Source organism: Clostridium sp. ZBS15 (assembly GCF_023845705.1).
GTDB lineage: Bacteria > Bacillota > Clostridia > Clostridiales > Clostridiaceae > Clostridium > Clostridium aquiflavi.
Genome location: NZ_JAMQHY010000041.1, coordinates 1 through 17,671, shown reverse-complemented (window position 1 = coordinate 17,671; position 17,671 = coordinate 1). Strand labels below are relative to the sequence as shown.

Genomic DNA, 17,671 nt, shown 5'->3' with positions numbered 1-17,671 from the left:
TTCTTTAGGAATTTATATTATTAAAAAATTTGTGGATAACTTTTAAAATAATGTGTTTTAAAACATAGCCTTAAATTAAAAAAATCTAATAATATATGTGTTTAGAGAGAATAATAGTGGAGAATTAGATATGAAGAGTAAGCGTTGTATTTGTGTTCTAAACACAAAAGGTAAGGAGAAGTAGTAATGAATAAGAAAAAAATAATAATAGATTGTGACCCTGGAATTGATGATTCATTAGCAATCATGCTTGCATTAAAATCTGAGGAATTAGAAGTAAAAGGTATAACTATTGTTTCTGGTAATGTACATGCTAAAAAAGGTGCAGAAAATGCTCTTAAAATATTAAAACAACTTGGAAGATTAGATATTCCTGTATATATAGGGGATGGTGAGCCATTAGTAAGAGAACTAATTACAGCAGAAGATACTCATGGAGAAGATGGACTTGGAGAAACATTTTTACCGAAAGTAGAAGAAGCTAATTATAAAGAAGGCGCAGTAGATTTCATTTTAGATTCTTTAAAAGAAGAGGATGAATTATCAATAATAGCAATAGGACCATTAACTAATATTGCAAAAGCTTTAGATAAAGATAAAGAAACAACGAGAAAGATGAAAGAATTAATTTTAATGGGGGGAGCATTTAAGAGCTTTGGAAACTGTTCTCAAGTTGCTGAATTTAATTTTTGGGTAGACCCACATGGCGCAGAAAAAGTTTTTAATGAACTTAATAGAAAAATTACCATGGTTGGATTAGATGTAACAAGAGAAATTGTATTAACGCCTAACTATATAGAGATGTTAAAACAATTTAAGAATCCATTAGCAGATTTAATAGTTAAAATAACAAGATTTTATGTGGATTTTCATTGGGAGCAAGAAAGAACTTTGGGGTGCGTGATAAATGATCCATTAGCAATAGCTTATTTTATAGATCCAAGTCTTTGTAGTGGAAAAGAATATTACGTGGATATAGTTACAGAAGGAAAAGCAATTGGTATGAGCTTAGTAGATGAAGGGGATTTTTATAGAAAAGAACCAAATTGTCTGGTATTAACGGAAGTAAATTCAAAAGCATTCATGGAAATGTTTTTAACAAGGTTACTTCCAGAGCATAAGAAAGATATTTTTAATATATTAAATAATTCAAAGTACGGCAATTAAGCAATAAAAGGGGGAATTAAAATATGAAAAAAATAAATTTAAATGTAATGACATTTATGTCTTTATGTATAGTTATAAATCTTGTAGGGGGATTTATAGCGCTAAGTTTTAAATTACCAATATATATTGATACAATAGGAACTTTATTAAGTGCAGTTTTACTAGGTCCAATTAATGGCGGAATAGTTGGTGGATTAACTTCAATAGTAAATGGAGCAACTTTTGATCCAATTTCATTTTACTTTATGCCTGTTCAAATAATTGTAGGTTTAAGTACGGGAGCATGTTTTAAAAATTCTAAATTTGAAGGTATTAGATCTGTATTATCAATTATATTAATTACTGTTTTAGGATCAATAACGGCATCAATAGTAGCAGCATTTGTGTTTAATGGAGTAACGTCATCAGGTTCTAGCATAATTGTTGCTATATTTAAAAATTTAGGAATAAGTACAATTACAGCAGTATTTTCTACTCAAATATTTACTGATTTATTAGATAAAGCCGTTAGTTTTGCATTAGTATTTTCAGTAATAAAAGCGATGCCAATGAAATTTATTATGAATTTAGTTAGGAATGAAGTTAATGGACAGATATAATGTTATAAAAGAAAAAAATAAGAGAGAAATTGTTTTATTAAAAGGATTTCCATGTATTTGGGGAAAATGTACATTTTGTGATTATATAGATGATAACTCAACAAAAGAGGAAGAAATAAATAAATTGAATTTTGAAGTTCTTGATAATGTAAAAGGTGTCTATAAGACTTTAGAAGTAATAAATTCTGGGAGCTGTTTTGAATTACCAAAAGAAACATTAAATAAGATAAAAGAAGTAATAGATAAGAACGGTATAAAAAAAATATTTTTAGAAAGTCATTGGTGTTATAAAAATAGACTACAAGAAATGAGAGATTTTTTTGGAATAGAAATAGTTTTTAAAATTGGAGTTGAGACTTTCGATAATGATTTTAGAAACAAATTCTTAAATAAAAATGCTAACTTTAAAACATATGAAGAAGTAAAAGAGCATTTTCAATCAGTTTGTCTTTTGGTTGGGATAAAAGGACAAACTAAAGAAATGATAAAAAGAGATATAGATATAGTATTACATCATTTTGACTATGGAACAGTAAATATATTTACTGAAAATACTACTGAAATAAAAAGGGATGAAGAATTAATAAAGTGGTTTGAAAAAGAATATCAATTCTTAAGAGATGTTGAAAAAATAGAAATATTATTTGAAAATACTGATTTTGGTGTTGGAGATTAAAAGTATTAGCTAGTAAAAGTAGATTTTACTAGCTAATTTTTTATGTATTTATCTTATAGAATTTTAAATTAGTGGGTTAGTAAAATTATACAAAAAAGAAGCTCTTTAAGATATGTATATTGCATAATCCATTTTAATTAAGTTACACTCCATAATAAAGAGAAGAATTTTCATTTAACTATTATAAGACAATAAATAGCCCTTATTTTAAGAAAAAGTAACTTTTGGAAAGGAGCTTCCTTGACAATTGACAGAGGAAAATATAAATGCTACGCTTTTAAAAGTTAGACTAGTCTTACATTTTTGTATAGCACGGGCATAGGTGTTATTCAGGTTAAAAATAAGATGTTTATAAGGGAGAGATATAAAATGAAAAAATTATTGTCATTGTTTTGTACAATATTTATGACTACTTTAATTTTAGTTGGTTGTTCTTCAGCTAAGGATACTACTAAAAAAGAAGAAGCTGTTCGTACTGTAAGTACTGTAAGAGGTGATGTTAATGTTCCTGCTAATCCTAAAAGAGTTATTGCTACTTATGGAATGGGTGATGTTTTGGCTTTAGGAGTTAAACCAGTAGCTACATATGATGCAAAAGGTAGTGCTTATGAAAAAGAGGTAGAGGGTTTACCTGTATGGGAAAAGTTTGAACCAGAAGAGATAATGAAATATGATCCAGACCTTATTCTTGTTGTAAGCGAAGAAAAGATTGATGAATTTTCTAAGATTGCTCCTACAGTTTATATTCCTTTTACTACTCTTAATATGGAGGAGAGAATAGCCTTTTTAGGGGAGGTTTTAAATAAAAAGGAAGAGGCAGAAAAGGCACAGTCTGATTTTAAAGAAAAGATAAATAATGCAAAGAAAGAATTGGATTCTAAAAAAATTATGGATAAGAAATTCAGTATTTTTGAAAGCAACCAAAATGGAGGAGTTTGGGTGTATGGTGATAAATGGGGCCGTGGAGGCGACCTAATTTATAGTCAATTAGGATTCAAAGCACCAGATGTTATACAGAATGAAGTTATTGGTAAAGATCAGCATCGAGAGATTTCTCTTGAAACAATTAAGGATTATGCTGGAGATTACATAATATTTAGTGGAGAGATTGGGAAACTAGCGAACAATCCAGTTTGGCAGTCAATTCCGGCAGTTAAAGAAGGACATGTTATACCAATTGATTTTACATTATTTTATGATATAGATATTTACTCATCTAATGTACAGTTAGATTATATTATGAATAAATTACTAGAAAGTTAGTAAGAAAGATTAAGATACTTATGTGATATAAGTATCTTAAATTTTTTTATAAGTTAAAAGATTTTCTAAAATAACTAGGAGTAATTCCATGTACATCTTTAAAGGCAGCAGCAAATTTTGCTGGATTTTTATAGCCGCATAGTTCAGATATGTTACGAATACTTAGATGGTCAGCAGATAAAAGCTGCATGGCTCTTTTCATGGTTTCTATGCGAATATATTTATAAAGGGGAATTCCATAGTGGTTTTTAAAAGATTCACGAAGCTTGCTTTCGCTCATTTCAGCTATTCTGCATAGTTCAATTATAGCTGGAGGGTTCAAAATATCCTCATCAATTTTAGTTTTCACTTCATAAATCCTTTGCTCATTTTCCCAAGTAACATAGTGACGGCGGCTGCTTCTTATTTTAGGTATATCAGGGAAATTTCTAGTGATTGCAGATAATAGATGCAAAGTCATACCCTCAAAAGCAAGTAAAGGCATGTCTGTATTTCGTACAGCCCATCTAATTTGTTCCAAAATAAGCATTATATCAGGGGTATTGTAATGTTGTGTTTTCCAAAGCTTCGCATCCTCAACACTGATTTTAGGTGCATTGGTGCGATCTTTGAGAAAAGGTTTTATAAAGTCATCAAAAATTAAAACACTGGTAAAACAATAGTGTACGTCTTTAGAGAAAGTAAAGGTAAATTGTTTTTGAGGATTAATAATTAGATGAGTGATAGGGGATAAAGCTTGCTTCTTCTTTCCTTGCTGTGAATAGACTATTTCTCCGCAGTCAATACAAAAAAGCAGCATAAAAGGATCACTAGAATTTATTGTATGTACTATCTGTTCACTTGGAGTAAGCCAAGCACTTGAAACAAATAATCCTTTAGCAGGGTTTATTTCTGCAATCCATCCATTTGACCAATGATGTGGAAAATCATAAATTTGCCCTTTGCCATAGGGTCTTTTAGTAAGATTATATTTATCCGCTAAAGCTTTCCAAGAAGAATCTTTATATTCATACATAAAACTTTCACACCTCTCTTTTCTTTGATTTAAAGTAAGAAAATTATATCATTATTTGAGAATGATTTTCAATATAAATATAATCCGTTTTATTTAAATTGCAATCCATAACGAAGAGAACTATTTTCATTTAACTCTTATAAAACAATAAATTACCATCATTTTAATAGAAAATGACTTCTGAAAATGAGCTTCTTAAGCGATTGACAGGAGAAGTTATAAATGCTACGATTTTTAAAGTTAGACTAGTCTTACATTCGTATATAACGCAGGTGCCGGCGTTATCAGATTAATATAAGATATTTATAAAGGAGAGATATAAAATGAAAAAATTATTGTCATTATTTTGTGCAATATTTATGACTACAGCAATTTTATATGGTTGCTCTTCATCTAAAAATGCAGAGAAAAAAGAATCAACTGTTCGTACTGTAACTACTGTAAAAGGAGATATTACAGTTCCTGCTAAACCTGAGCGTGTGGTTGCAAACTGGTATGTTGGAGATGTTATTACTTTAGGGTTAAATCTAGTTGGATATAATGCTTGGGAACAAGAAACTATGCCTTTTTATAATAAACTTAAGGCTACAACAAAAATAGAAAAGTGGGAAGCAGAAGAAGTTATGGCTTTAGAACCAGATCTTATCATTACATATGATGAGGCAGACTTTGATAAATTCAGCAAAATAGCTCCAGTTCTTGTTATTCCAGAATCTCAAAGTTCTATTGATAGAATAAAGTTCATTGGAGAAGCTACAGGACGTACTACTGAAGCAAAAGAAGCTGTTGAGAAATTTGAAGAAAAACTTGATGTTGCGAAGAAAACTCTTAAAGGAGATGCGTTTACAGGAAAAACTTTCAGCATTATGGAAGATTGGGGTCCTTCTGGAGAATGGAGTGGTATATATTATGAGACAGGCTCTAGAGGTGGTACTTTAGTATATGACTATCTTGGCCTTAAATATCCAGCCAAGCTTAAAGAACTTATAGAGAAATCCGGAAAAGGCCGTGGATCTATAAGTTATGAAGTGGCTCATGAGTATTTTGGAGACTATATATTGTGGTTCAAACAAGAAGGTAAAGAATCTGAATATGCAAAAACAGATATTTGGAAGAGCATTCCTGCGGTTGCAGCAGGCAGAGTTGTAGAAATACCAGGGAATTACTTAGGTCTTTTCTATTATTCTGATATTACAAGTCTTACTGAACAACTTGACTATATGATTAATGCAATAAATCCATTAGCTAAATAATTTTAATTAAGAAAGGAAAATAAATATGCAAAAGACCTATAATAAAAAGCGACAATTAGGAGCTTTGAATTTTACAATCTATATGATTGCAGGGGTGGTTTTGTTGGTGATTATGTCAGCGGCGTCAATTTCTTTTGGCGCTGCCGATATGAATTTGTCTACAGCTTGGGGAGCCATTTTTAATTTTGACTCTTCTTTAACTGAACACCAGATTATTCAAACTCTAAGACTTCCTCGTATAGTAGCTAATATAATTATTGGGTCAAGCCTTGCCATATGTGGTGCTATAATGCAGGGAACTACAAGAAACCCTCTTGCTGATTCTGGGCTTATGGGTATAAGTAGCGGTGCTACTTTTGCTATAGCTTTTTGTATGGCATTTTTACCTGGTGGAAGTTATGGACAGATGATGCTTTTTGCCTGCATTGGTGCAGCTGTTACTACAAGTATGACTTATTTTATTGCATCTATCGGTAGAGGAGGGATGAAACCACAGAGACTTGTCTTAGCAGGTATTTCTATATCAATGTTATTTGGTGCTTTTAGCCAATATCTTTCTATTAAATATAGACTCGGATATGCTTTAGCTTATTGGACTGCTGGAGGAACAGCAGGTGCTAAATGGAGTGAACTTGCTATAGTTTTCCCATTCTTTATTGTAGGTATTATTGTAGCCCTTGTTATATCGCCTTCAATTACGGTTTTAAATCTTGGAGATGATGCAGCTATAGGTCTTGGACTTAATACTAAGAAGGTTAAAGGGATTTCTACTGTAGTTGTTTTAATACTTACAGGACTTTCTGTAATTGTTGTTGGACCTGTTGGCTTTATAGGATTAATAGTACCTCATATTGTCCGCTACCTTATAGGGGTAGATTATAGATACATTGTTCCAGCTTCGGGATTATATGGAGCTTTGATTACTGTGGTAGCAGATTTAGTTGGAAGGCTTATTAATAAGCCTTATGAAACTCCAATTGGAATTATTTTTGCTGTAATAGGTGTTCCATATTTTCTTTATCTTACAAGGATGCAAAGGAGGGAATTTGAATGAAGAAAAAGGGTTATTCAGTTTCACGTGGTATAACTATTATTTTGGTACTTACCATTGCTATGTTAGTTGTGGCAGTAATAAGTGTGAATTCAGGTAAAATGAATCTCTCTCCTTCGGAAGTTTTTAATGTTCTTCTTGGGAAAGGTACAGCTAAACAAAATCTTATAGTATATGATTTTCGTCTTCCTCGTATTGTATTAACTATGCTTGTAGGTATTGGTATGGGAACAGCTGGATGTGTAATGCAGAGTTTACTTCGCAATGATATGGCTAGTCCTGGAACTTTGGGAATAAGTTCTGGGTCAGGGTTATTTGTATTATTGTTTATAGTTATTTTTAAGGTAGATAGTGTACCTTCGGCTATTGCTCTCCCACTTCTAGCTTTTGTAGGTGGAATGACAGCAGCAGTGCTTATATTTTTACTTTCCTATAGAAGAGGAAGAAATATATCACCTACAGGATTAATTTTGACAGGGGTAGCTGTTGGAAGTGGATATAGTGCTGTTACTATGATGCTTACTTTAAAGCTAGATGAAAATCAGATGGATTTTGTTCAAAGATGGAGTGCAGGAAGTCTTTGGGGAGATAATTGGACGTATATTTCTATTCTTGCACCTTGGGTATTGATTCTGTTTTTATATGTATTTTATAAATCTCGTATTTTGAATACTTTAAATCTTGGTAATCAAACTGCAACAGGCTTAGGAGTAGCAGTAAAGAGTGAATTCATAGGTCTAGCTGTAGCAGCTGTTGCTTTATCATCAGGTAGTGTAGCCTTAGGTGGAAACTTCTTTTTTGTTGGAATGATTTCACCACATATGGCAAGGAAGTTTGTAGGCTCAAATCATAAACTATTGATTCCTACGGCATCTTTAGTAGGCTCAATAATTATTCTATTATCAGACACTATTACTAGAACGATAAGTCTTGGAACCGATGTTCCTACAGGAATTGTTATTACTGTATTAAGTACACCTTACTTCTTATACCTATTAGTAAAGTCAAATTAAGGAGGTTTGTATGAAAAGTATTGAAACTAAAAATTTAGATATAGCTTATGAGGACACTCTCATTGTAAAAGAATTAAATATGCAGATACCAAAGGGAAAGATAACTTCTATTATAGGAGCAAATGGCTGCGGTAAATCAACTATCTTGAAAGCTGTTGGACGTATATTAAAGCCTAAGAAGGGTATAGTACATCTAAGTGGACAAGATATAAGTAAATTACCTACAAAAGAAATAGCTAAAAAGATGGCCATACTTCCTCAAACTCCTAATGCACCAAGTGGACTTACTGTAAGTGAGTTAGTTGCATATGGACGTTTCCCTCATCAAAAAGGTTTTGGAAATCTCACGGAGGAAGATGAAAAAATTGTTAAATGGGCTTTAGCTGCAACTAAGTTAAGTGAATTTGAGAGAAGAGAAGTTGATACTTTATCAGGAGGGCAAAGACAGAGAGTTTGGATTGCTATGGCTCTAGCACAGCAAACTGATTTAATTTTATTAGATGAACCTACTACTTATCTTGACCTTGCTCACCAATTAGAGGTTTTAAAGCTTTTATATGAGCTTAACCGTAATCAAAAGTGTACTATTGTTATGGTACTTCATGATTTAAATCTTGCTGCAAGATTTTCTGACTATATTATTGCTATTCGAAAAGGAGCTATCATAAAACATGGAACTCCTGAAGAAGTTATGACTCCAGAGGTTCTTAGAAAAACCTTCAATATTAATGCTGATGTTGTTATTGAGCCTAAGAGCAATCGTCCAGTATGCATTACCTATGATATTATAGATGAAAATGAGGATGTGCAATTGAAGGAAAAGGAGGCGGTAGGTATATGAGGACCACTTTACGTATTTTTATAGGAGCCAGAAGATATTGGATTTATTTAATATTAGCATTAATAGCTGTTATTATTTCTACTATAGCAGGATTTTATAATCCCTGGGCCTTAAGAGAGCTTACAAGTATAGCAACAGAAGGAAGCTCTGATTTTGGAGCTCAATCTTTACGAATAGGATTGATGCTTTTAGTTGCAACTATACTTCAATCAGCTGGAAGCTCTATTTCAGGATATTTAAACCATCATGCAGCTTTGCATTATGTTGCAGATATGAGAACAGAACTTTACTCTAAGCTTCAACATATGGGGCTTAAGTATTTTAATAAAAGTCGTACAGGAGATTTAACTAGCAGAGTTATTAATGATGTTATGGAGGTAGAGATTCTTTTAGCTCACGTAATTCCTGATTTTGTTGTTAATATATTGACTTTCGTAGGTGTAGGGATATTATTATTTTCTATTAATGTAAAGTTAGCTTTTATAAGTCTTGTTGCTATTCCTTTTCTTATTATAATTACTCTTTGGCAGAGTAAGTATCTTTCTCCTATATGGAAGCAGAATTCTATGGTTAGAGGAGAACTTTCTGGTACTGTGCAAGATAATTTTTCTGGAATTAAAGAAATACAGATATTCAATCAACAGGAAAGAGAAGAAAAAAGGATTAAGAACCTTTCTATGAAACATAGTAAGACGTACTTAAGGGCAAGCTTCTTTTTTGAAACCACTTTTCCACTTCTTACATTTTTCACGGCTCTAGGTTCTGTTATAGTTATAATATTTGGCGGATTTATGGTTTCAAGAGGAGAAGTTAATATTGGGGATATTGTAGGATTTTCTATGTATCTTGGTATGTTTTATGGACCTATAAAGAGTTTTTCAAGGCTTATGGAAATGTCAGGTAACGCAGTTGCAGGATGTAGGCGTGTCTTTGAGGTTATTGATGAAGTTACAGATGTTAAAGAAAAAGTTAATGCAAAGAAAATACCTAGGGTTAAAGGAGAAGTTGAGTTTAAGGGAATTTCTTTCTCCTACAATGATGAGATAAACGTTTTGAAAAATATAAATTTAAAAGTAAATCCGGGAGAAACTGTAGCTTTCGTTGGGGCAACTGGAGTTGGTAAAACCACAATAGCTAGCCTTTTAAATCGCTTTTATGATCCTCAGAATGGAAGCATTTTAATCGATGGAATAGATATTAAAGATGTAACTTTAAAGAGTCTTAGGGACAATATAAGCATGGTTTTGCAGGACACCTTTTTATTTAACGGAACAATTTATGAAAATATTGTTTATGGCTGGAAAGAAGCTACTAGGGAGCAGGTTCTTGAGGCTTCAAAAGCAGCTAATGCTCATGATTTTATTGAGAATTTAGAAAATGGTTATGATACCATAATAGGTGAGCGTGGAGTACGTCTTTCTGGAGGACAGAAACAGAGAATTTCCATAGCTAGAGCAATTCTTAGAAATTCACCTATTCTTATTTTAGATGAAGCAACGTCAGCTCTTGATACAAAAACAGAGAAAGAAATTCAAGCTGCATTAGATGAAATTTCAAAAGATCGAACAACTATAGTAATTGCTCATAGATTATCAACTATCCTTAATGCAGATAAAATTGTAGTTTTAGAAGGAACAGGCATTAAAGAAACGGGAACCCATGATGAACTGATTCGTTCTGGAGGAACTTATGCTATGCTCTATAGAAGTCAGGTATCTTAAAGGTAAAAAAATTAACTGCTTAAAATCGCCAAAGCAATTTTGAGTCGTTGATTTTTTTATTTATTCTCATGTTCCGAAAGAAATTTTTGCATAGCATAAACAGAATCTGAACTAATAACATGTTCTATAGCACAAGCGTCTTCATCTGCAATAGAGATATCGATGTTTAGAATTTTTATAAAGAAATCTTTAATAATGTGATGCTTTTTAGATGTAAATCTAGCTATTTCTAAGCCTAAAGGAGTTAAAAATATTTCCTTATATCTTTCATTAGTTATAAGTCCCTTTTCAGCTAAAGTTACCATAGCGCTATTAGTGCTTGCTTTAGTTACTCCAAGCTTTTCTGCTATACGAGTCATTTTAACTCCTTTGCCTTCTTCTGATAACTCATAGATAGCTTCTAAATAATTTTCCATTACAAAAGTAAGTTTTTCCATACAAATCTCCTGTGATTTTTAAAGTTGATTTTATTCACTCTATATTAATAAAAAGTCTTTTAATAATAATAACATATTTTTAATCATATATAAAAGAGGGTCAAAGAAGTTTGATATATTTAATATGACAATAGGCTTTCTTTCTTCTTTTATCTAAATAAAAATTTAATGAATTATGTAAATATAAAAATTTTCATTTTCATTAATATATCCTAAATATTTAGAATATATTAAAACATAATAATCTGGTATATTTAAATGCATTGCTATAAAGAGGGGGAAAGCTATGTATTAAAACGGATTATTAATAAATATTTCAGGAGGGATAATATTGAATAATGCAAAATTTAAAATCAAAAGGTTTACATTATCATTTATACTTAGTTTAGTCTTAGTTTTTTCTTTTTCTATACCTAACACAACATATGCTATCATTGGAAATGGAACAAGCACAGAGCCATATTCAGTAACTGAAGCTATAGAAAATCAAAACAATACATTAAAAACTGTTCAAGGATATATAATTGGACAGCCAATAGCTACTGATAGAGTTTTAACAAGTGTATATACTGGAGATACTGCTATTGCAATTGCAGATAGTACAACAGAAACAAATACATTAAATATGATTTATGTTAAAATTCCTGCAACATATAGAAATTCTTTTGGACTAAAAACAAACCCAGATTTACAAGGGAGTCAAGTTAATGTCACCGGTTATTTAACTTCATATTTTTCACATGATGGATTAAAAGATATTACTAGTATAACAAAAGTAACTTCTTCAGATGTAAGTACTTCTGATACTGATTTAAGTGGAAATACATCAGCAGGTGAAAATAATTCAGATGTAATCATTGAGGATGATGTTAGTGGAAATGACGAGGTAAGTAGTAATGATACAATAATTACTGATACAGCAATTTCATATGATGATACCTATTATACAGATGCTATTGGAAAGAGTGGAAAAGCTTTAAAATCATCACTTCATGAAATAATTGATGATAATAAAAAGTTATCATACGCTGCTGTTTGGGAAGCATTGATGGATACAGATGAAGATCCTAATAATACAAATAACGTAATATTATTATATACAGGTCGTTCTCAAGGAAAAAACACAAAAGGAGCAGGCGTGAATAATTGGAATAGAGAGCATGTTTGGGCAAAGTCACATGGCAATTTTGGAACTAAAGCAGGCCCAGGAACAGATTTACATCATTTAAGACCAGCAGATGTATCTGTAAACAGCTCAAGAGGAAATTTAGATTTTGACAATGGCGGAGTTCCACATAGTGAAGCTACTTTATGTAAATATGATAATGATTCATGGGAACCAAGAGATAGTGTAAAAGGTGATATCGCTAGAATGTTATTTTACATGGATGTAAGATATGAAGGTGATAGAGGAGAAGTAGATCTAGAATTGAATGATAAAGTTAATAATGGGGCTAATCCATACATGGGAAAATTAAGCACATTGCTTCAATGGAATAACCAAGACCCTGTTGATGAACTTGAAAAAAGGAGAAATGATATAATATACAAAAAATATCAGCACAATAGAAATCCTTTTATTGATCATCCAGAATGGGCAAATGAAATTTGGAATTAAAACTAAAAAATCTTAGGGAGTTTAAGTAAAAAAGTATGCTACTTAAAGTATGACTTCGATATTCTATTGGAGTCATACTTTTTAACTTTTTCTGTAATCTTTTTGATTATAAAAATCTATATATTCATCAAGAGAACATTTGGCTTTTCTTGACATAAAAAATACCCCCTTTATAAAAACAGTTTTATTATTTTAACTGTCTACTATAAAGGGAGCATATAATTTTTTAGTTTATAATATTTCCTAATTATATATTTTTATAAAAATTATTATCAATAAATAGTGTCTAATACGTAGTTTGTACAAAATTATTTATAAAGAATCACATGATTTTATAGTTCGGCTATTACCCTAGATGTAAGACCTGTTGCACCTCTTATATTAAGAGGAAAAGTGTGCATAGTAAAAGAATTATTTTTGGCCTCTGACCATAATAGATCAAGATTATTTATATTCTCAACAATAAATATAGTTCTATCTGCACAATACTGATCTATATATCTGTGTTCAGAACTTTTTTTTATTCCAGGTGAATCTATTCCTATTAGACTAACTTTTCTATTTATTAAATAATCAATTAATTCCTTAGAAAGCTCAGGATAATCTGTTAAGTATTCAGCTGTTCCATAGCCCATCTCTTTTAAGTAGCCAGTATAAAAAATAATAAAGTGATTTTCCTTAATTTCGTTTAGGTTAATATCCTTTAATGAAATCTCACTATTTCTTATGTGAGATACATTAAATATTTTTCCAATTCTATTTATATAATCAAGAGGAAACTCTTTATTCATAATATCAAAATGAGTTCCTATATGACCTATAGATCCGAAGGCTTTATCCTCATTTATTGCCTTCTTAAGAGTTGAGGAAAGTACTTCCTTGCTAATTTCTAATGTTAAATCAATTTTCATTTTTAAAACCTCCATTAAATTAAAATGTTTCCCCGGAAACTATTTTAATAATATCACAAATAAGGTTTCCTTGTAAACAATTTTAATAGTATTGAATAAAAAAAATTTTGAATTATAATATATATTGTTAACTAAGAAACTAAATGGGGGTAGATTTATGATAATAGATAATAAGGATGAGAGGTCAGGGGCATTATTTGAAAAAGTGATTTCTTTTATAAATCATGTAAGTGATTCAAACAAAAACCAAGAGAAAAATTTAATTCAAGCAATTTTAAACATAAAAGAAGATGAAGAAGAGGTTAGGAAGGAACTTAGTAAAATATCAGAAGATGATATAAGAGATATATCATTATCAGAGTTTCATGTTATTGAATGTATAGGTAAAAATAATATGGCTAATAATATATTCATAGCAAAAGAGCTTTATATGACTAAAGGTGGTATATCAAAAATAAATTCAAAGCTTCTTTCAAAGGAGATTATTAATGCAGATAAGATAGAAAATAATAAAAAAGAAATTTATTATAGCCTAACAGTGAAAGGTATGGCCTTGTTTAAATTACATGAATATTTTCATAAAAAAGAACAAGAAAAGTTAATGGAAATTTTGAATAAGTATAAAGATGAAGAAATGATTACTATTTTAAAATTTTTAGATGATTTAAAAAAGGTTATATAGGAAATAGATTATAGATATTATGGAATAAAACAATGAAATTGGAAATACTGTAAAATCATATATTATGATGATAAGTAAATATTATAGTAACTTAGAGTCTACAGCAGAATAAAAAAGATGAACTTCACTTAGGGGTTATACGGAAAGAAGTATTAGATTACAGGGTCTTTAATTAATATCTTATTAAAATTTATAAATAAGAAAGGCTTAGATGTATTATTATACTAAGTCTTTCTTATTTTAATATTATATAATAATATTTTTTGTATTACTCAATTTTTCATAAAACAGCATATTATCTTTCTTTATTATACTTAGTAAAAGGTGTACAAATATTAATAAGTTAATTACTATAGCTATAAGCATGATGATAATAATATAATTAGAATAGTCAATTTTATTTAAATCAATAGCAGTAAATAAGATTTTATTTACACCAAAAACTCCATAATAAAGAATTCCATATCGTATAAAAATTTCTTTAAATGATAGCTTTTCATGTTTTCCTTTAATTCTTATTTTAAACAAATATTTTCCAAGAGTTTGACCATTAGTTAAATAGACAAGTACAATAAAGTAAATAAATACTATTAAAGATTTTACGAACAAATTGGAATTAATATTAGGAATAAAACCCAATATAAACCAATCTATATAGAATGCAAAAAATCTTCTTACATATCCCACTTTAAGTTTTTGTAAATCTATATTGTCATCTAATGTATTTGATTTAGGAAGATAGTATGTAAATAATGGAGCTATTAAATAGCCTAAGAATCCACCAAAAGTATTTAAGATTAAATCATCCACGTCAAAAAGTCTATATGGAGCATTGTATATACCATATAAACCAGATAGTTGAGTAAGTTCAAAGAACAATGAAACTAAAAAAGTTATAAGTATAGTTTTCTTTAAATCTTTTTTGAAATAATATCTTAAGTAAATACCAAGTGGCGTAAGTAAAATTCCATTAAATGCAGCTTGTAAAAAAGCTCTTTCTTTAAGAATATTTATATATGTAAAAGGTTTGGAAAATACAATATCGGTTTCTTTAAAAATGTCAATAATAAAATTAAAAGGTATTAATTGAATATGCTGAGTTCCTTCTGCTTGTAAACTACGAATGTCAGTAGTAAGAGGTAGTGGCAATATTATTAAATAATAAGTACATAATAAGTATAGTAAAAATGAATATAAAATAAGAGTCCTAAATTTATTAATGTATCCATATTTTCTATATTGATATAAACTAAAAGGAATCGTAATAAATATAGCTAAAATAGAAAAAGTTAGTATAGCTATTTTAATAGGAAAAACATAATGCATCATTTTTAGATTATCCTCCATCATTAGTAAAATTTTATCACAGTTACGATTTATATATTAAGAAGTATATCAGCATAATAACATATCTACAATTAATATTTACAGTCATTTGAAATATATACTAGCAGGAAAAATACAATTTTAAATTATGATATTAATTGGGAATTTTATTAGAATGTGATATAAAGAATCAAATCATAAATAAATAGAAATAAACTAAAGGAAATATGGTTAATAAAATTGAATATAAATTATAGTTTAATAACTTTGTATATAGACGATGAAAGGAGTATCTGAAAAAGGTACTCCTTTTGCTATTTAAGATTAAAAATTGCAATAAAATTGAATTAAAAATAATTATAAATATAAAGAGATTTTTTATGTTATAAGACTAAAATTTAAAAAAATAATAAATTAACAAAACCTAAATGATATAGTTATGCTCTTATATTATAGAATGCAAAAAGAAAGGAGATGTAAAAGTTGGATATCCAAGACACAATAATGCGTTGTAAGCTAGGGGAAAAGGAGGCATTTCAGGAACTTTTGCAAACCGTAGAAAAGAAAGCATTGGCCACTGCTTATTTTTTATCTGGAAAAAGAGGAATTGCAGAGGACATTCTTCAGGAAACTTATATGAAATGTTTTATGGAAATAGATAAGCTTAAAGATCCTGAAGTATTTAAAATATGGTTTTTTAGAATTCTTGTTCGCACAGGCTGGAAAATGTCTAAAAAACAATCAATGCTAGTTCCTACTGATATAACATCAGAAAATGAAGCTTTGTTTTACAATGAAAAACAAAATGAAGAAAATATAATTGATACTTATGAAACAAAGCACATAGTAAAAAGTGCAATTAATAATTTAAGTGAAAATTTAAAAACTGTTGTTATTTTATATTACTTTAATGATATGTCAATAGAGGAAATTTCAAAAGTAACTGGATGCTTTAAAGCAACAGTAAAATCCCGTTTATTCTATGCAAGAGGTGCTTTAAAAAAGCAATTGGGTGATTGTTTTGAAAACCAAAATCATCTAGCAGAAGTTAAATGCAAACAAATATAGTGTAAGTCAACTATATAGATAAAGGAGTGTATTAGAATGAATAAGAATGATAAATTTGACAGTTTAATAAAATCAGCTATGGATGATAGTGCTAATAATATTAAAGCATCAAGAGATATTTTTAATGATGCTTGGAATAAAAAAGAACAAGGAGTGACTAATATGAGTTATTTTAAAATAAAAAATATAAAGAAAGTAGCGTTGATTACTGCATGTTGTGCAGCATTTTCTATTGTTGGAGTTTTTACAATTTCACCAGAAGTTAGAGCAGCTGCACAGGAAGTCTTTAGAACAATATTTATAACTGATGAATCTGGTAATATTGTAGAAAGATCGGAAGATGAAAAGGTTTCAGTTGGTTTTGGTGTTGTACCAATAACAGATGAGAATAAGGAAGATATAGAAAGAAGAATTGGTTTTAAAATTAATTTACCTGAAAAAATAGGAAATTATTCATATGAAAAAATAGAAGATTATGTTATGGAACCAGGTGTAACAATAATGGCTGATGGTGTAAAATATAAGGATTCAAGTGAGGTACGTGACAAATTAGAGAAGGCAATAGATGATGAGAAAACTTTTGATGAGCTTAGTAAGGATTATAAGGTTACTATGATGCCTGGTTTAACATATGTAGATAATCAAGGACACAAATTCCGATTAACCTTATTTAAATATAATGAAAATTCTTCAAAACAACTTGAAGATGATGAAAAAGAAATAAATATTAATGATATTAAATGTAGAATATCACAAGGAAAAAATGTTAAATATAATGTGAAGAAGAATTCAGAAGGTGAAGGTGTAACTGATCTGGAAAATAAACCAATTGCCATAGATGAACGTTATGATATGGAATGGAACTATGACGGAGTAAGATATTGTTTATATATTGGAAATGATTCTTCTCATGTTGATGCAGCAATACAATTTGCAGAAGATTATATAAAAATTTTGAAGCAATCATAGAATAAAATATAAATATAAAAAAGTAGAATATGATTAATAAAAATAAAATGGTACCTATAGA

General features: G+C 29.6%; 17 protein-coding genes. 13 read left to right on the top strand and 4 right to left on the bottom strand.

The genetic code is table 11. The features are described from left to right. Positions 1-186: 186 nt before the first annotated feature. The 4 genes from NG904_RS12775 (at position 187) to NG904_RS12760 (ending at position 3,705) form a co-directional block, all read left to right on the top strand. On the top strand, positions 187-1,167 hold the full coding sequence (locus NG904_RS12775; RefSeq protein WP_252231856.1) for a nucleoside hydrolase: 981 nt from the start codon (positions 187-189) through the stop codon (positions 1,165-1,167). A gap of 23 nt (positions 1,168-1,190) precedes the next feature. After that, positions 1,191-1,766, top strand: a complete 576-nt coding sequence (locus NG904_RS12770) for an ECF transporter S component (RefSeq protein ID WP_252212017.1) — start codon at positions 1,191-1,193, stop codon at positions 1,764-1,766. Next, complete coding sequence (locus NG904_RS12765) at positions 1,753-2,442, top strand: radical SAM protein (RefSeq protein WP_252231855.1); 690 nt, start codon at positions 1,753-1,755, stop codon at positions 2,440-2,442. The genes NG904_RS12770 and NG904_RS12765 overlap by 14 nt, the downstream gene beginning before the upstream one ends. A 369-nt stretch (positions 2,443-2,811) precedes the next feature. Next, positions 2,812-3,705, top strand: a complete 894-nt coding sequence (locus NG904_RS12760) for an ABC transporter substrate-binding protein (RefSeq protein WP_252212021.1) — start codon at positions 2,812-2,814, stop codon at positions 3,703-3,705. 46 nt (positions 3,706-3,751) lie between these two features. On the opposite strand, the gene NG904_RS12755 is transcribed toward NG904_RS12760, so the two are convergent. Beyond that, positions 3,752-4,720, bottom strand: a complete 969-nt coding sequence (locus tag NG904_RS12755; RefSeq protein WP_252231854.1) for a helix-turn-helix domain-containing protein — start codon at positions 4,718-4,720, stop codon at positions 3,752-3,754. Positions 4,721-5,043: 323 nt separating this feature from the next. Here NG904_RS12755 and NG904_RS12750 point away from each other — a divergent pair, with 323 nt between their 5' ends. The 5 genes from NG904_RS12750 to NG904_RS12730 are packed head-to-tail and all read left to right on the top strand — an operon-like array spanning position 5,044 to position 10,599. Then, entirely contained in the window at positions 5,044-5,973 is a 930-nt protein-coding gene (locus NG904_RS12750) for an ABC transporter substrate-binding protein (protein ID WP_252212026.1), read from the top strand. A 25-nt stretch (positions 5,974-5,998) separates the two neighbouring features. Continuing rightward, positions 5,999-7,027 (top strand): FecCD family ABC transporter permease, encoded by a 1,029-nt coding sequence (locus NG904_RS12745; RefSeq protein WP_252231853.1) that lies wholly within the window; start codon positions 5,999-6,001, stop codon positions 7,025-7,027. Then, the gene (locus tag NG904_RS12740; RefSeq protein ID WP_252231852.1) at positions 7,024-8,037 is read left to right on the top strand and encodes a FecCD family ABC transporter permease; all 1,014 of its coding nucleotides are present in this window, start codon (positions 7,024-7,026) and stop codon (positions 8,035-8,037) included. The genes NG904_RS12745 and NG904_RS12740 overlap by 4 nt, the downstream gene beginning before the upstream one ends. Positions 8,038-8,047: 10 nt before the next feature. After that, positions 8,048-8,878 (top strand): ABC transporter ATP-binding protein, encoded by an 831-nt coding sequence (locus tag NG904_RS12735; RefSeq protein ID WP_252231851.1) that lies wholly within the window; start codon positions 8,048-8,050, stop codon positions 8,876-8,878. Then, the gene (locus NG904_RS12730; RefSeq protein WP_252231850.1) at positions 8,875-10,599 is read left to right on the top strand and encodes an ABC transporter ATP-binding protein; all 1,725 of its coding nucleotides are present in this window, start codon (positions 8,875-8,877) and stop codon (positions 10,597-10,599) included. Before NG904_RS12735 ends, NG904_RS12730 begins: the two co-directional genes overlap by 4 nt. A gap of 56 nt (positions 10,600-10,655) precedes the next feature. Here the strand turns inward: NG904_RS12730 and NG904_RS12725 are convergent, their stop codons facing one another. Beyond that, positions 10,656-11,036: a metal-dependent transcriptional regulator gene (locus NG904_RS12725; RefSeq protein ID WP_252231849.1), complete on the bottom strand. Its 381-nt coding sequence runs from the start codon at positions 11,034-11,036 to the stop codon at positions 10,656-10,658. A 331-nt stretch (positions 11,037-11,367) separates the two neighbouring features. On the opposite strand from NG904_RS12725, the gene NG904_RS12720 reads away from it, so the two are divergent. Beyond that, positions 11,368-12,654, top strand: coding sequence for an endonuclease (locus NG904_RS12720; protein WP_252231848.1), 1,287 nt, complete (start codon positions 11,368-11,370; stop codon positions 12,652-12,654). A gap of 332 nt (positions 12,655-12,986) precedes the next feature. Here the strand turns inward: NG904_RS12720 and NG904_RS12715 are convergent, their stop codons facing one another. After that, the gene (locus NG904_RS12715; RefSeq protein WP_252231847.1) at positions 12,987-13,565 is read right to left on the bottom strand and encodes a cyclase family protein; all 579 of its coding nucleotides are present in this window, start codon (positions 13,563-13,565) and stop codon (positions 12,987-12,989) included. A gap of 157 nt (positions 13,566-13,722) precedes the next feature. Here NG904_RS12715 and NG904_RS12710 point away from each other — a divergent pair, with 157 nt between their 5' ends. Continuing rightward, positions 13,723-14,247: a MarR family transcriptional regulator gene (locus NG904_RS12710; RefSeq protein WP_252231846.1), complete on the top strand. Its 525-nt coding sequence runs from the start codon at positions 13,723-13,725 to the stop codon at positions 14,245-14,247. 246 nt (positions 14,248-14,493) lie between these two features. On the opposite strand, the gene NG904_RS12705 is transcribed toward NG904_RS12710, so the two are convergent. Further along, the gene (locus NG904_RS12705; protein WP_252231845.1) at positions 14,494-15,576 is read right to left on the bottom strand and encodes a VanZ family protein; all 1,083 of its coding nucleotides are present in this window, start codon (positions 15,574-15,576) and stop codon (positions 14,494-14,496) included. A gap of 480 nt (positions 15,577-16,056) precedes the next feature. Between NG904_RS12705 and NG904_RS12700 the strand changes: the two genes are divergently transcribed. Next, complete coding sequence (locus tag NG904_RS12700) at positions 16,057-16,641, top strand: RNA polymerase sigma factor (protein WP_252231844.1); 585 nt, start codon at positions 16,057-16,059, stop codon at positions 16,639-16,641. Between the two features lie 36 nt (positions 16,642-16,677). Next, positions 16,678-17,610: a hypothetical protein gene (locus NG904_RS12695; RefSeq protein WP_252231843.1), complete on the top strand. Its 933-nt coding sequence runs from the start codon at positions 16,678-16,680 to the stop codon at positions 17,608-17,610. Positions 17,611-17,671 lie beyond the last annotated feature (61 nt).

Bases quoted from the DNA above. Each gene is read 5' to 3' on its own strand.
- NG904_RS12775 (WP_252231856.1), top strand. From the start codon at position 187: ATGAATAAGAAAAAAATAATAATAGATTGTGACCCTGGAATTGATGAT.
- NG904_RS12770 (WP_252212017.1), top strand. From the start codon at position 1,191: ATGAAAAAAATAAATTTAAATGTAATGACATTTATGTCTTTATGTATA.
- NG904_RS12765 (WP_252231855.1), top strand. From the start codon at position 1,753: ATGGACAGATATAATGTTATAAAAGAAAAAAATAAGAGAGAAATTGTT.
- NG904_RS12760 (WP_252212021.1), top strand. From the start codon at position 2,812: ATGAAAAAATTATTGTCATTGTTTTGTACAATATTTATGACTACTTTA.
- NG904_RS12755 (WP_252231854.1), bottom strand. From the start codon at position 4,720: ATGTATGAATATAAAGATTCTTCTTGGAAAGCTTTAGCGGATAAATAT.
- NG904_RS12750 (WP_252212026.1), top strand. From the start codon at position 5,044: ATGAAAAAATTATTGTCATTATTTTGTGCAATATTTATGACTACAGCA.
- NG904_RS12745 (WP_252231853.1), top strand. From the start codon at position 5,999: ATGCAAAAGACCTATAATAAAAAGCGACAATTAGGAGCTTTGAATTTT.
- NG904_RS12740 (WP_252231852.1), top strand. From the start codon at position 7,024: ATGAAGAAAAAGGGTTATTCAGTTTCACGTGGTATAACTATTATTTTG.
- NG904_RS12735 (WP_252231851.1), top strand. From the start codon at position 8,048: ATGAAAAGTATTGAAACTAAAAATTTAGATATAGCTTATGAGGACACT.
- NG904_RS12730 (WP_252231850.1), top strand. From the start codon at position 8,875: ATGAGGACCACTTTACGTATTTTTATAGGAGCCAGAAGATATTGGATT.
- NG904_RS12725 (WP_252231849.1), bottom strand. From the start codon at position 11,036: ATGGAAAAACTTACTTTTGTAATGGAAAATTATTTAGAAGCTATCTAT.
- NG904_RS12715 (WP_252231847.1), bottom strand. From the start codon at position 13,565: ATGAAAATTGATTTAACATTAGAAATTAGCAAGGAAGTACTTTCCTCA.
- NG904_RS12710 (WP_252231846.1), top strand. From the start codon at position 13,723: ATGATAATAGATAATAAGGATGAGAGGTCAGGGGCATTATTTGAAAAA.
- NG904_RS12705 (WP_252231845.1), bottom strand. From the start codon at position 15,576: ATGATGCATTATGTTTTTCCTATTAAAATAGCTATACTAACTTTTTCT.
- NG904_RS12695 (WP_252231843.1), top strand. From the start codon at position 16,678: ATGAATAAGAATGATAAATTTGACAGTTTAATAAAATCAGCTATGGAT.